Below are 12829 nucleotides of genomic sequence, written 5' to 3' on the forward strand. Positions count from 1 at the left end.
AATGAGGGATGAGAGGGCTACACTCGGGGTATGCGAGCATCTGTACCGGCAGCTCGATGCGTCTTCCGATAGAAGGGCTAACATTGAGTATGCCTCTCTTCTATCTACGTCGCCTGACGGGCAGCAAACGCACGGAATCCGCAAATCGACATTTGGCGCGCTTCCTGGCCTTTATCGCGGGGGCCGCGAATGCCGATGGATTACTCGCTGTCGGACAATACACGTCCCACATGTCAGGAATTATCTCCGCAATGGCTGACAATATTGCTATTGGGGGCGTTTCACTCGCGCTTACAGGGCTGGGAGCGGTCTGTGCCTTCCTCGCTGGAGCATTCCTTACAACGCTGATGGTTCGCTGGGCGCGAGCTCATGTACTCGAAAGCGAGTATGCACTCCCACTCATTCTCGAGTCAGTACTGCTGGTTGTCTTCGGCCTGACCGGACGTGTATTTGTCGTGGGCCATGCCTTTCTGGAAACGGTGATGCTTCTCTGTTTCACCATGGGACTGCAAAACGCCATCATCACAAAGATCTCCGACGCCGTGATCCGAACCACCCACCTTACTGGAATGGTGACAGATATCGGCATCTCGCTTGGCCGCATTGCTTCAACATGGGGCGAGGGTGATAACCAGATTCTGGATCACGAAATGATTAAACTCCGGCTTCATTCCTCACTGATCGCCTTATTCTTCGCCGGTGGCATCACCGGCGCGCTGGGTTTCAAACATGTAGGTTTCCTCTTTACGTTGCCACTCGCCGCTGTGCTCCTCTTACTTGCGGTCATGCCTGTCGTAGAGGATGTGCGGCGGTATCGTGATATCCCTGCTTAAACCGAGGAAACCCGGGACTACAGCCATTTCGCCGTTTCCGAAGAGATCGATAGCTCACATTTGACTGAACGGCGCACGTTGTAGACCAGTGCGGGCCTGAAACAGACGATGCATGTTCCATTGAGTTGGCGGACACTCGGGTACACGATGCCATTCGACCCCGCATAGAGGAGATGCTTTGCCAGGTCCTGGCCCGGGGCGTAGCACTCCGGCACGGGACCTTTCTTCAGGCATTTAGCCTGCTCTCTCGCACTGAGGTGATGGAATTCGCCGGCGAAATTTGCTTGGAAGTCACGGTATGAAAACCGGGCAGGACCATCGTAATCGGTATCTGCGAGCAATCGCAGCTTGTGGAAGCCGACCTCGGCCTGCGACGTCCTCAGCTCGATGCCAGCATACCAGGCACCCCGACGGAAGTCGTTGAATCGATTGCCCTGTTTACTGGTGTAGACGAAGGCCGCGTTGATGATGGAGTACTCGGGCACTCCGGAGACCAGCTCCCGGTTGATATTGGCGTTCCGGCCTTCTTCCGATGCTGCGAGCATGTCGGTTGAAGATGCAAGACGGTCCAGTACGCTCTGCACATCGGCGGCAAGGGAACTCTCTACGGGATTGCTGTGCTCGATTGGAACTAGGTGGTGGGTGTCGCGGAAGGAGACGTTTTGCGTGCTGGCCATCAGTTACCTGCGCGAGCTGCATCCAGCATCATGCGGACCTGATGGAGAGCGGGAATGCCTTCCTGCGCGACATACGCAAACGGGGTCTCACCGCGGAAGAGACTGTTATTGTTGGGCCGCGTCATCCATTCGCAGGCGAGCTTCTCGGGGAAGGCTACATGCAAGGCTCTGTTGATGCCAATGATGTAGGAGATACGGGTGAGTTCGTCCCGGCTGAGTGATCCAGCTTCTGGGTTCTCTTTCAGCTTATAGAGATTGGACCGGGACTTGTCGAGCAGTTCTGCCGCCTGGCTCATAGAGAGCTTCCAGCTGCTCACGATGGCGAAGAAGCCGATGAGTGCTCCCTTACTCAGCTCCGCACGGGTTGCGGGATCGCGGAGGTCCGGTATCGTAGGAGTTTGGTAGCCCGGAACATCGGAGAGAACAGCAGTAGATGCCATAGTGTGCTCCTTGAAGAGATTGTCTCATAAAGGACAAATTTTGTCTTCACAAGGAATTTGGATCGTTGTATGGGCCGAGAGAATGTTCTTACTCCAGTTGGTCAAAACGGCCGACCACCTTGTAGAGTCGCCGACCTTCGGGCAGTATCGCAATCGCAGGCATCGGACACACAGTTCCGCTGCGAACCTGAGAAGCTAAAATTTTAGGCAGGCTGACTTAGCTCAGGAACCCAAAGAAGGTTAGGGGGAACTCCCGGGGCCGAACTCTCTACATAAATTCCGCAAATACGATCAAGCGGCATGGTCATATGTTCATTCTGTGATCGCGTGGTCTAGCGGCGCCAGCGAGAGTATCCCCAACCCCCGCCACCAAATAAGACCGACACTACGAGAACAATCAATATGGTTTCCATCTTGTAACCTCACCTGTAAGTGGAAGCGTAACCGGCCATTGAACAGCCGTCACATTTCTTCACTAAGCAAAAGAATAGAAGTGGCTACGACGGATGTCTGGTCAGAATAGATCACTTCGAGGGCGGCGCGACGGAGAGGTTTATCTACCTCTTGATGCCGCCCCATGATGAGGTCAAGTACGATAGGTCGTGGCGAAATCGCGGACTACGCCGTTAGAAGCAGAGCCAGGACCCACACGACATCGTGGCGTGCAGCAGTTTCTTAAAGAGCTTGGTCCGGGGCTGATTACGGGAGCTGCAGACGACGATCCGTCCGGCATCTCTACTTACTCAGTTGCAGGCGCGTCTTATGGGTACGCAACGCTTTGGACTGCTCTCTTGTCCTTCCCGCTGATGGCAGCCATTCAACTGATGTGCGCACGGCTTGGTATGGTGACGGGCTGTGGACTCGCGAGCGCAATCCGTACTCACTATCCCCGCTGGGTTCTATGGTTTGCCTGCGCTCTGGTGATTGTCGCAAACGTTTTCAACATCGGGGCTGATCTCGGCGGTATGGCAGATGCAATGCAGATGGTCACTGGCATCCGCGCCTATTTCTGGACTCCATTTTTCGCTGCTTTGATCACGGGGATTTTGTTCTGGACCTCCTACCGCATCATGGCCCGAGTCTTCAAGTGGTTGACCCTCGTTCTATTTGCGTATGTGATTACGGCGTTCCTGGTTCGCCCCGATTGGGCCGCAGTGGCTCGAGCGACCCTCATCCCGCATATTGAGTGGACCAAGGACTACATCGCTGTCCTGGTCGGAATCCTGGGAACCACGATTTCGCCCTATCTATTCTTCTGGCAGGCTGCGCAGGAGGTAGAAGAGGACCGGGAGCATGGCAAAATGACCGTGGCCCAAAGGCGCGGTTCGACGAACAGAGAGCTCCTCATCGCAAAAAAGACGTTATCACGGGGATGTTGTTTTCAAACCTGGTGATGTACTTTCTCATCTTGACGACCGCCGCAACCTTGAACGCCCACGGCTTAAAGAACATTGAGACGGCAAAGCAAGCTGCCGAGGCCTTGCGGCCGCTCGCGGGCAAAGGAGCATACTGGCTCTTCACTCTGGGACTAATCGGGACGGGTATGCTCGCTGTGCCAGTTTTGGGAGGCTCCTGCGCGTATGCGATCGCAGAAGGAGGAAAATGGAGGTCGGCCTCTCTCAATGTGAAGCCTCAACTCGCGCGTAAATTCTACGCTGTGTTTGCGATATCCATACTCGTTGGGCTTGCATTTGATTTCGCCGGGCTCAATGCCGTGAAAATGCTGTTCTGGTCTGCGATCTTGAACTGACTGCTCGCCCCGCCTCTGGTCATTATGGTCGTGCTCCTAACGAGTGATCGAAAGGTCATGGGAAATCGTGTCAACTCGCGCTGGATGCAAGCGTTGGGATGGATCTGCGCACTTATTATGAGCGCCGCCGCTCTGGCACTGCTGCTATTTCTACGCTGAGCCTATGCCGCAGCAAAAAACATTGCCTTCTATGGACCACGCAACGCGCATGAGCACCTTGAAGAGTGTTCTCTTTCTGCTTGGATCCAGAACAGGCGACAGGTGTCACTTTGCGTCTTGTGCGCCATCAAGGGATTTAGAGGCGCAAATGGCACTCTACGCGCGCCATTGAACGCGTTGAGCCAGTTCGCGAAGGCTGCCGATGACTCATTTAGCCGCATCCAAGAGACATAGCGCGCTCTTCGAGCGGAGGTTTCTCAATGCCGAGTTACAGGATCAAACTCTCAGGATCCGAAGAAATTGCCGAAGGAACAATGGCGTTTCACTTCACCCGGCCCGCTGGATTCGAGTTTCAGGCGGGACAGACAATGGATATCACCTTGATTGACCCGCCAGAGACGGACGCCGAAGGCAATGTCAGAACCTTTTCTATCGCAAGCCCGCCCTTTGAAGATCAACTCATGATTACCACGCGCATGAGAGACACGGCATTCAAACGAGTGTTGCGCCGTGCGCGCCCCGGTCTGGAGGTCAATATTCAAAGCCCTGGGCGGATCACTCACCCTCCACAAGAATGCAACCAGTCCGGTAGTATTCCTTACCGGTGGTATCGGGAGCACGCCTTTTCTTAGCATCATCCGCCAAGCGGTGAAGGACAAGTTGAAGCGCGAGATATATCTGATCAATTCCAACCGTCGGGCAGAGGATGCTCCATTTCTCAACCTACTGGATGACTTGGCTGCGGAGCATCCTCACTTTCACTTTATCCCCACCATGACCAAGATGAAGTCATTGCATCCATCTTGGGCCGGGGAGACAGGGAAGTTGACGCCGCGATGCTATCGCGTCATCACCCTATGGGATAAAACCTGTCTATTACATCGCAGGCCCGCCCGAGATGGTGACTGCCATGCACAAGATGCTGCTAGCGGCCAAAGTCGATAAAGAGGACATTCGGTCAGAGGATTTCTCGGGTTACTAAGGGCTGTCAAGTTCCGAATAGCCGTCTATGCTGCTGCAGATGAACGCATGCGAGGCCGCCGCTGCTGAACCGGGCCTGGAGTTTGTCATCGCACGGCTGATGGAGCTTCTCTTCGTGAACATTCTTCGCAACCAGTCTCGCCGCGCAAAAAGTAAACACCGGCCTGCTTGCAGGCTTGGTCGACCCGGTGACGGCGAAAGCATTGCACGCCATGCACGGAAACATGGGACAAGACTGCACGGTCGCGGAACTTGCCAGAAGAAGCGGCATTTCACGCTCAAGGTTCGCCTCCCGCTTTCACAAGGCTTTTCACGTATGCCACATCCGAGACATCTCCAGGGTGAACAAGTGACTTCACTTCTTCAAAACCTGCGATGGTTTCGTGCAATTTGGGTTTGCGCCGTCCGTTGACGACGAATGCGCCTTCCCGCAGAAAGCCCCGCGCGGTGGCAGCACCGATACCGGAACCAGCCCCTGTGACGATAACAACTTTATCTTCGAATCTATTCATGTTTTCCCCCCGATGAAGTCTCTTGGACCTTGTGGTGCTACAGAGTTCTCTCGGTGAGGTGCAGCCGCTCTTACCGAGAGCGGCTCCCTTTGAGCGTCTGCGCTATTACGTAACAAAGCATCTTCCGTATGCTCACTCGCCGTCCGCGGCGGCGACCAACTTCAGTTCCTCTGTGCTCATCAAGTGGTTGAACGTATCCGGGGGGAGGATTCGTGCGTTGTACTTCTTCGCGATCTCAGGCATCTTCTTCTTCCTCTCGCCCTTCTTTTCGGAGGCGACCGGCGGGGGAGGGGTTGTGCGCGTCGCGACACGCGGACCGATTTCCAAGAATTCTCGCTCCAGGCCCGCAGCCGCAACAACACAGAAGAGTCGTGCCGGCACAGTGCTGAGGTTATGGAAGACATGCGGAGCCCAGCCTGGAATGTTTACCGCTGAACCAGTCGCCGCCAAGGTGCGCTGGTCGTGGCAGAAGACAGCCACCTCGCCCTCCACGACGTAAAACATTTCTTCGCACTCATGGGCATGTGGCATACAACAGTCGAACGAGGAACCGCAAAGCAGGAGATCCGGCATTGCGTCGAAATTCGGCACGAGAGTTTTGCTGTCCCGGAGTTCATTGAACTACTACGACGACATCGCATTTGCTCGGTCGTGGCCGACACGGTGGAGTGGCCCTTATTGATGGACGTGACTACCGACTTCGTCTATTGCAGGCTACATGGGTCGGAACAGCTTTACGCCAGCGACTACGGCGATGCAGCACTTGATCTCTGGGCCGACCGTGTCGCTGCTTGGGCAGGAGGAGACGATGCGCCGAGTGGCCGGTTCGCTTGCGGGGAACGGTGCAGGAAGATTCCGGCACGCGATATTTATGTTTACTTTGATAATGACATGAAAGTGCGAGCTCCCTTTGATGCAAAGAACCTGCGCGAACGGGTACAGCGGCGACTGGATCTGCAGACAACGCTCTAGACAGTGCCACTTGTATAAAGCGAATAAGGGCGAAAATAGTAATGGCGAGGTGGCCATCTGCTCAATGGAGTTGGATCCATCTCTTGCATCAGTGTGCATATGAAGATCGCCTCGGATATCCTTCTCAGTTACCAAAAGAGGAAGAGTTCCTTGACGAGCCTGACGCACTTCTTCAAGACCGTCCCGCAGTTCGGGCTCGATGAATGCAATGCCGAAGTTATCATAAAAGGCCTGTCCGGTAGCAAACGAGCCTTTACTTTCAAGATGGATCAAACTGCCAGATATCGCGAAGGGTTTCTTGAGATGAGCTTTGTTTCCTGTGCGCCGGATCAGTGATAGATCCCAGTTTTTTTGCGTGAGCCAGTTCTCACGCGATTAGCCCCCTCGCGCCAAACATCTTCTAGGCATTCCCCACTCGACCTTACTTCGGGATCCCTGCCTTATAGGCTAGGGCGGAGGCAGCATCTTGTTCATCTGTCGTCTTTTTCCCTTTCCCGGTCTTGGCTTTGGCTGCCTGTTTGTCGGACTTGGTCCTGGCTTTCTCTATCTTCTTTTGCTCTTTGCTGTCAGGATGGTTAGCGGAAGCATCCTGAAAAGCATTGAATTGGAAGAAGATAGGTTCGACTAAAGCTAGAATCAAGATGGCGAAGAATGCTGCTGAATTTTCATAGCAAACACCTATCCAAAGTTGGATGCAAGTGGACGATCCAGCGTATGAATAGTCCGAATCAACCAAGCGGATTTGAACTGTCTTTGTCTGCCTAACGCATCCTAATGATTTGAAAGGAGTGTTTTATGACCAAATTTTTCTTGCTGATTGTCTACTTGCCGACGTTCGCCTTCCCAAAGGTGTTCAAGGTCGTCCCGAACCTGAGCACCTATGGTGGCGCGTCATGTACCTGACAGGCGTCGACTACTTTTCTACGCTTGGATATCAGCCTTAATTGCATTTTTGGCTGCCGGAGTACTCTCTCCAATATCGACGCTGGTTCTGGTTTTGGTCACTCTTTTTGCTGCCCTGCCGCTCTATAGTCGCGTCGCTGGAGTTAGCCCAAATGGCCAACTCAATTCGATGTTAATGCAGTGGTCACCGTCGTTGCTTTTGACGCGCTTATCCATCATCCCGAAGCGTTTCCGACCTGGAAGCGGGTGATCTTTGCTCAGCATCCTAGTGTTTCGGTTATCCCTAATCCTATTTCCAAAACTAGCTCTCGGCCTCTCAGGCTTCGAGACTGGGGTTGCAGTGACACCTCTTATCCAGGGGACAGATGGCCAAGACCGCATAAGGAATACTCGCAAACTTCTTGCACCGCCGCCATCATCGAGAGTGTTTTTTTGATGGCAAGGAGCGTCCTGACCACGTTGTTGATCCCAGCGCGAGACTTTGCTGAAGGTGGCCACGCCAACGGACGGGCCATGGCCTATCTTGCGCATCAGTACCTTAATAGTAGTTTTGGAACTGTCTACGACGCCTCTACTATCCTATCGCAGACCGATTGTGGGACACTGATGCCTTCGAGAAAAAGAGAGTGAGGACGCCTAGGACATAACTTTGAACGACTGACAGCCGCTCGGGTGGAGGGGACGGGGTCCGGGGACAACAAATAGCGCTAGGTCGGGTTCACACATTCAGTACGGTGAGGTGAGCCGCAGGTATCGATCCGAACGCCACTCCCGAGCAAGCCAATGAACTCCAGCGGGCCTGCGTTTCGGCCGACTAAAACTCCCATGCTTTCCAAACCCCGCTCCAAACTGGAAGCTGAATATGAGGCTTCTGACGCTAGCTACCGCGAGCTTGTGAAACAGACTGTCTCCCTTGTCCTGCGCAGTTCAGGTTTAGGCGTTGCGCCGCTGAAGGCGCTTGATGAACTCGAAACGCAAAGGCGGGCCGCTTTGCGCGAGTGTAATAGGATCTTCGCTGCAATGCAGGAGGTTTCCATGAAAAGACTGTCCTAACCTGTTTAGTGTGTGGCAGAACCGAGACCGTCGAGAATCTTCCCGAGAACAAACGCAATAAGAAGTGCGGTTGCGGGGAGTTGATGATCGAGAAACGGCGCCCCGGTAATTACTCAAACACTTAGTGTTTTCTATGCGCTGTTGAGCCTTTCAGGGCTGTTGTTGCGAACGTTGCCGACAAGTCAATTTGCTGACGTCATAGTCATGCCCGCCGATTCATAGGGTATTGGCAGATCGAGCGGCGGCCGAGCCTGGTGATAATCGTTAAACCAACGATCGTAAATCCCGCGGGTGCAGGATGCTGGAATGCGGTTGTGGATTGCACCGGTCAGCTCATTAGCCTCGGCGGTGAATCTTCTTCGTTACCCGATTCTTACTCAAACCTCGTTGCACTTGTCACAATTGTCGCCATGATTCACCATCGCGTCGTATGTCCGCAGAAGATCCGAACGGCTCGTGCTCGTCCTGGCAGGACCGCATGTATTAACGCACTCGCCAGCTGCCTTCAGGAACTTTAACGCTAGCTCCAATCTTTCATCGCATGCTGGCATCTTCTCGATATTCGAAGGGGATAGTAGGGCATCGTTTTGTACTGGCATACTTTTTACCTCTTTTATAATCTGCACACAATTCCGATGACTGGGAGAGCCAAGCAAACGCTAGTCTATGGTGAAGTGAGATTCAAACATGTTTCACTCAGTTCGGCAGCAGAACCTTATGTTTCCGACTCATAAGCGATTGGACTCGGAATCTACCTCAAAGACCCTGCGTGACTTGATTGCAGTTTGGGCAACCGTTCGGTGGATTGCCATCGAAGAGAAACTTGCAGTCTTCGGAACGTCTCATGTTTTCGGCGTCTTTGATCGTAAATTGCCGTACATGGCCGGTCTTATCGCCTCGCCACAGCGACACACTCTCGTAAGAGCCATCCACTCTTAGAATGTAATAGACCATCTCAACAAACCGAAGCGCGGTCATATCGTTTTTGTACCGTTTGACGATGCGGCGCAGCGCGTCCATGCCGGCATCTTCTGGCGACATTCCCCTGCGCATGTTCTCCACAATGGTGTGGGCTCCCGCGATTCGGATGTTCGCTTCGGCGTTTCCTGATGATCCTGCGGAGCCAATCTCCGGATCGAGATAACAACCGGCTCCGACCATCGCAACATCACCTGTTACACCCGCCTGCCTCCACGGAAGCCCGCTTGTTGTGGCAGCGCTTGAGACTTCCTGCTTCTCATTCACGGCAGAAACATAGAGAGGTTCGGCTTCTGGAAAGAGCGCATCGTAGACGGCACGCCAGGTAAACTCCGGACCGAGGCCTGCCCGCACGGCGTAGGGTTCCAGTTTATTCACCAGCTCGTCTAGATCCCGCTGATTCACCGGCATGGAATGTGTCTTTCTCGCCGGTCGAGGCCAGCTGGGATCGTAAATCTCTGACCCAACTAGCTCTGGAGCAGATTGAATGCTCTTCCAAAGCGCCCAATTTTTCCGTGTGCGCTCCGTGTTCAGTTCTTCCTTCTGAAATCCGCGTGCGAGCGCGAAGCGGTGGGCGTCCGCACCTACGATTTGCGAATAGCCGGTATCTTCCATCACCGCGCGTGCCAGCAGGGAGGCATTCTTGATGCCGCTCACTCCCGCCACAGAACCGACGCGGCCCGTTGGACCGTGAAGACAACAAGCATCGAGTTGCACTTCGCCTTGTTCATTAGGAAGGCCGCCCAAGCCCGCGGAATGATCGTTGGGATCGTCTTCCTGGGTCCTGGTGACATGTAGAACTGCATCCAGCGTGTCGCCCCGTTCCTTCAACATGGTGTAGGCAGCGTCGACTCCAATGGTCGGTGTCATTTTGCAAATGAGCACCGGCAGTCGCGGAACTACCGGGCGAACCGGCTTGGGATGATTGTGAGCCGCATGTGCGTCAGCCGGGTGATCGTGCTGCATGCTCGCCGTCTGGGCTGAGCCTTTGGTTCCGAGTACAGCCGAAGCCGAGGACATAGCTGCCACGGCAAGAAAACTTCGACGACTAAGTTCCATATCTATCCCTTAAATAAAGTTGGCGCAAAGCTACGTCGGCCCTTGGCTGATTTTACGATTGGTGTACTGCAGCCCTTCGGAGATAACCGGCAACAAACGTAGCGGTCAGAATCACTTGCAGATCTGCGGGGGCCGGAGACTACCGGACTATGGCTCAGTGGCTGGTAAACTTCCACTGCTGCCAGGTGTTGCTCTGGTACGGGTATTGATCAATCTTTTCGCCGACCGTAATGCCTCCGCCATCGACATCGAGCGCCTGGCCACTGTTCACGCTGGTCAGTTCGTAGTCTCCCCCGCCAAGCGAAGTCACATTCCACTCCTGGTTTGTCTGCCCATTCGCAGGCCATTGATCGACTAGCGCACTATTCGACTTTGAAGCCCCGGCAACGTCAAGCATTTGTCCGCTCGCCACGTTCCTCAGTGTGATCACGTTACCGCCCAGGTTGGTCACCGTCCACTGCTGATTCGTACCGTTATTCACGGTGTACTGCTGCATATCCTTGCCATCCTCCGTAGAACTGCCGGGGTCGTCGATCGCCTGGCCGCTGTGAACGCTCGTGATCACATAGTTACCATTCGCGATCAGGTCGGTTCCCGCAGGCAATTCACCATAGACACAGAGTTGTCCACTCTCCGTCTGTGCCGTCCCGAAGCTCGCCAGGTAAACCTTGCCGCTGGAGATGGTGGGGGCAGTAAACTTCGCATAGTTATTGCAATCATCGCGGGTAGCATTCTGCTCGTTATTCCAGAGTGCATTCATATTGCTTGCGTTATAAGCATAGAGAATACCGGGCTCCGTCATATGCCATGCGCCCAGACCTCCGGATTGTCCCTGTGAGTTAGTCGCTGCCCAAAGGATTCCGTTCGTGGTGCCGTTGGCCGAAATAGATATGGAGCCACCCGGATGCCCAATCGCCTGTGTGTTGAGTTCGTATTCCGGCGTCGTGTTGAAGGTTGAACCGTTGAACTTATATACCCTCAGATAATCGCTCTGTCCCCATAAGTAGAGGTTCGAGTTCCAATAGTTCATGGAGTGAATGTGCGAGGAAGTCGCAGTCCAATTTTGTACGGCGGTCGAATCACCGAGATGGCCCATGCTGCCAGTGTTGACCAGATGCAGGACGCCGTCCTTACCGCCAGCGATTACCAAGCTCGTGCCGGACATCAACAGCGCTCCCGAGGAGGTGAGATCTTCATCTCCAGAGTCCAGAGACGCATAATCGGACGGTGTGTGCCAATCAAGCAGATTGAGATTCGCCCCCGTCTTTAGAAAGGTTTCGCTAAAGTTGCTCTCTCCGTCCCAGGTGCCGTTACCTGTCACGATGTAAACGTTACCTGCGCTATCGGCTGAAAGTCCGTTACCCGATTGCCAGATGCCTGCTCCGTTATCGCTCGGAGAGGCGTTGAAGACCGCGACCTGCGCTAGCGTCGTGGCGTTATAGGCAAAGGTCAAACCTTTCCATGATCCCTGATCACAGTGTCCGGCAAACGAGAAGTAGATGTTTCCGTTCGCAAGTAGGAGCCCTGGCCGCTGAAGCTCATCCACCGAATTAAATTCGCTCGCCGTGATCTGGACCGGACTTCCGGACTGGTCGGCGCCCGTGGAAAGATTGAGCGCATGAAGCTTATGCGCGGCCGTTCCGTTCACATAGGTCTCGGCGACAACATAAAGGGTGTTGTTGTTCGTGTCGATCACCGGGGTACTCATAATGCCGGAACTCGCCAGGACATCCTGACAGGTAAAGCCCCCATTTTGGATCGTAAACGCGGTGCCCAGATTTACCTGCCAATATTTCGCTCCGCTGTTCGCATCGAACGCATACACGCTGTTGTTCGCTGTCGCGACATACACTACGCTGTGCGTGCCCCCCGCAATACTGACACCGTTATCGACTAGAGGCTGCGCGAAGACTTGATCGTCCACCGCAACCTTGAATAACATGCCGAATTGGCTCACGTTGACGTTGGAAGGCGTCAAAACCGTTTCTAACGCATTTACTCCATCACGATTGTTGTCGTTATGCTGCGTGAGCACGCTCTGCGCGTGACTGAACGACGTCTGGAACGCCAGCATCGTGAGGAAGCAACCGGAAGCGAAGGTGTTTATACGCGCTCTTGCACTGAGTTTTAGCATGGTGCTTCCTCTCATCGTTGAAGCTTGAAGATTCAGCGGACGCTCAGGTCCATCGATCTCTGATTGACTTCACTTTTGCAATCACAAGGGGAGGATGGTTTCGAGTGGTAACGCCCGTCAACTCACCGGAAAAATAAAACGTTCGAATTCTTCACCGTCAAGCCTACCTCACTTGCACCGTGATCGGCATCTTTAAATCGGAATTAGTAGGGAGCCCTCAGCAGGATGGTGACACGAAGGGTGACGACCTCTCTCAACTTTGCGTCAATGTCATTGGCTTGAGATAGCACCTTGACCAGCGCGACGGTGCCGGCGAGCATCTTGGTGACATTCAGCAGATCTGGTCCGTAAGTCTAACCCATTGCTCGCTTGACATCT

At 54.0% G+C, this 12829-nt stretch carries 14 protein-coding genes; 7 read left to right on the forward strand and 7 right to left on the reverse strand.

Annotated features, from left to right (window positions below; translation table 11 throughout):
- Nucleotides 1-89: 89 nt before the first annotated feature.
- Nucleotides 90-833 carry a YoaK family protein gene (locus RBB76_RS21845; protein WP_429634331.1) on the forward strand — a complete coding sequence of 248 codons (744 nt, stop codon included), beginning with the start codon at nt 90-92 and terminating at the stop codon, nt 831-833.
- 17 nt (nt 834-850) lie between these two features.
- Here RBB76_RS21845 and RBB76_RS21850 read toward each other — a convergent pair whose 3' ends face one another.
- Nucleotides 851-1510: an RES family NAD+ phosphorylase gene (locus tag RBB76_RS21850; protein ID WP_429634329.1), complete on the reverse strand. Its 660-nt coding sequence runs from the start codon at nt 1508-1510 to the stop codon at nt 851-853.
- Entirely contained in the window at nt 1510-1950 is a 441-nt protein-coding gene (locus tag RBB76_RS21855; protein ID WP_429634327.1) for an antitoxin Xre-like helix-turn-helix domain-containing protein, read from the reverse strand. The genes RBB76_RS21850 and RBB76_RS21855 overlap by 1 nt, the downstream gene beginning before the upstream one ends.
- A gap of 602 nt (nt 1951-2552) precedes the next feature.
- Between RBB76_RS21855 and RBB76_RS21860 the strand changes: the two genes are divergently transcribed.
- The 4 genes from RBB76_RS21860 to RBB76_RS21875 all read left to right on the forward strand — a co-directional run bounded on the left by RBB76_RS21860 (nt 2553) and on the right by RBB76_RS21875 (nt 4804).
- Nucleotides 2553-3344, forward strand: a complete 792-nt coding sequence (locus RBB76_RS21860) for an Nramp family divalent metal transporter (protein WP_429634325.1) — start codon at nt 2553-2555, stop codon at nt 3342-3344.
- Nucleotides 3323-3700 (forward strand): divalent metal cation transporter, encoded by a 378-nt coding sequence (locus tag RBB76_RS21865; protein WP_429634323.1) that lies wholly within the window; start codon nt 3323-3325, stop codon nt 3698-3700. Before RBB76_RS21860 ends, RBB76_RS21865 begins: the two co-directional genes overlap by 22 nt.
- Before the next feature lie 419 nt (nt 3701-4119).
- Complete coding sequence (locus RBB76_RS21870) at nt 4120-4491, forward strand: hypothetical protein (protein ID WP_429634449.1); 372 nt, start codon at nt 4120-4122, stop codon at nt 4489-4491.
- A gap of 16 nt (nt 4492-4507) precedes the next feature.
- Nucleotides 4508-4804: a hypothetical protein gene (locus RBB76_RS21875; protein ID WP_429634445.1), complete on the forward strand. Its 297-nt coding sequence runs from the start codon at nt 4508-4510 to the stop codon at nt 4802-4804.
- A gap of 314 nt (nt 4805-5118) precedes the next feature.
- Here the strand turns inward: RBB76_RS21875 and RBB76_RS21880 are convergent, their stop codons facing one another.
- Together RBB76_RS21880 and RBB76_RS21885 are read right to left on the reverse strand one after the other, a co-directional pair.
- The gene (locus RBB76_RS21880; RefSeq protein ID WP_429634321.1) at nt 5119-5352 is read right to left on the reverse strand and encodes an SDR family NAD(P)-dependent oxidoreductase; all 234 of its coding nucleotides are present in this window, start codon (nt 5350-5352) and stop codon (nt 5119-5121) included.
- A gap of 132 nt (nt 5353-5484) precedes the next feature.
- Nucleotides 5485-5925, reverse strand: a complete 441-nt coding sequence (locus RBB76_RS21885) for a cupin domain-containing protein (protein WP_433963477.1) — start codon at nt 5923-5925, stop codon at nt 5485-5487.
- Here RBB76_RS21885 and RBB76_RS21890 point away from each other — a divergent pair.
- Both RBB76_RS21890 and RBB76_RS21895 read left to right on the forward strand, forming a co-directional pair.
- The gene (locus RBB76_RS21890; protein ID WP_433963478.1) at nt 5875-6324 is read left to right on the forward strand and encodes a DUF72 domain-containing protein; all 450 of its coding nucleotides are present in this window, start codon (nt 5875-5877) and stop codon (nt 6322-6324) included. The genes RBB76_RS21885 and RBB76_RS21890 overlap by 51 nt on opposite strands.
- 150 nt (nt 6325-6474) lie before the next feature.
- Complete coding sequence (locus tag RBB76_RS21895) at nt 6475-6660, forward strand: hypothetical protein (RefSeq protein WP_429634315.1); 186 nt, start codon at nt 6475-6477, stop codon at nt 6658-6660.
- 85 nt (nt 6661-6745) lie between these two features.
- Here the strand turns inward: RBB76_RS21895 and RBB76_RS21900 are convergent, their stop codons facing one another.
- From RBB76_RS21900 to RBB76_RS21910, 3 genes are all read right to left on the reverse strand, one after another.
- Nucleotides 6746-7060 carry a hypothetical protein gene (locus tag RBB76_RS21900; RefSeq protein WP_433963479.1) on the reverse strand — a complete coding sequence of 105 codons (315 nt, stop codon included), beginning with the start codon at nt 7058-7060 and terminating at the stop codon, nt 6746-6748.
- A 1976-nt stretch (nt 7061-9036) separates the two neighbouring features.
- On the reverse strand, nt 9037-10317 hold the full coding sequence (locus RBB76_RS21905) for an isoaspartyl peptidase/L-asparaginase (protein WP_429634311.1): 1281 nt from the start codon (nt 10315-10317) through the stop codon (nt 9037-9039).
- 154 nt (nt 10318-10471) lie between these two features.
- Nucleotides 10472-12451 carry an RICIN domain-containing protein gene (locus tag RBB76_RS21910; RefSeq protein WP_429634309.1) on the reverse strand — a complete coding sequence of 660 codons (1980 nt, stop codon included), beginning with the start codon at nt 12449-12451 and terminating at the stop codon, nt 10472-10474.
- Between the last annotated feature and the right edge of the window lie 378 nt (nt 12452-12829).

Origin of the sequence: Tunturiibacter psychrotolerans (genome assembly GCF_051013365.1) — a bacterium.
In the GTDB taxonomy this organism is placed as follows: domain Bacteria; phylum Acidobacteriota; class Terriglobia; order Terriglobales; family Acidobacteriaceae; genus Edaphobacter; species Edaphobacter psychrotolerans_A.

Coding starts and splice junctions, on each gene's coding strand:
- RBB76_RS21845 (WP_429634331.1), top strand. CDS start 90: ATGCCTCTCTTCTATCTACGTCGCCTGACGGGCAGCAAACGCACGGAA.
- RBB76_RS21850 (WP_429634329.1), bottom strand. CDS start 1,510: ATGGCCAGCACGCAAAACGTCTCCTTCCGCGACACCCACCACCTAGTT.
- RBB76_RS21855 (WP_429634327.1), bottom strand. CDS start 1,950: ATGGCATCTACTGCTGTTCTCTCCGATGTTCCGGGCTACCAAACTCCT.
- RBB76_RS21865 (WP_429634323.1), top strand. CDS start 3,323: ATGTTGTTTTCAAACCTGGTGATGTACTTTCTCATCTTGACGACCGCC.
- RBB76_RS21870 (WP_429634449.1), top strand. CDS start 4,120: ATGCCGAGTTACAGGATCAAACTCTCAGGATCCGAAGAAATTGCCGAA.
- RBB76_RS21880 (WP_429634321.1), bottom strand. CDS start 5,352: ATGAATAGATTCGAAGATAAAGTTGTTATCGTCACAGGGGCTGGTTCC.
- RBB76_RS21890 (WP_433963478.1), top strand. CDS start 5,875: ATGTGGCATACAACAGTCGAACGAGGAACCGCAAAGCAGGAGATCCGG.
- RBB76_RS21885 (WP_433963477.1), bottom strand. CDS start 5,925: ATGCCGGATCTCCTGCTTTGCGGTTCCTCGTTCGACTGTTGTATGCCA.
- RBB76_RS21905 (WP_429634311.1), bottom strand. CDS start 10,317: ATGGAACTTAGTCGTCGAAGTTTTCTTGCCGTGGCAGCTATGTCCTCG.
- RBB76_RS21910 (WP_429634309.1), bottom strand. CDS start 12,451: ATGCTAAAACTCAGTGCAAGAGCGCGTATAAACACCTTCGCTTCCGGT.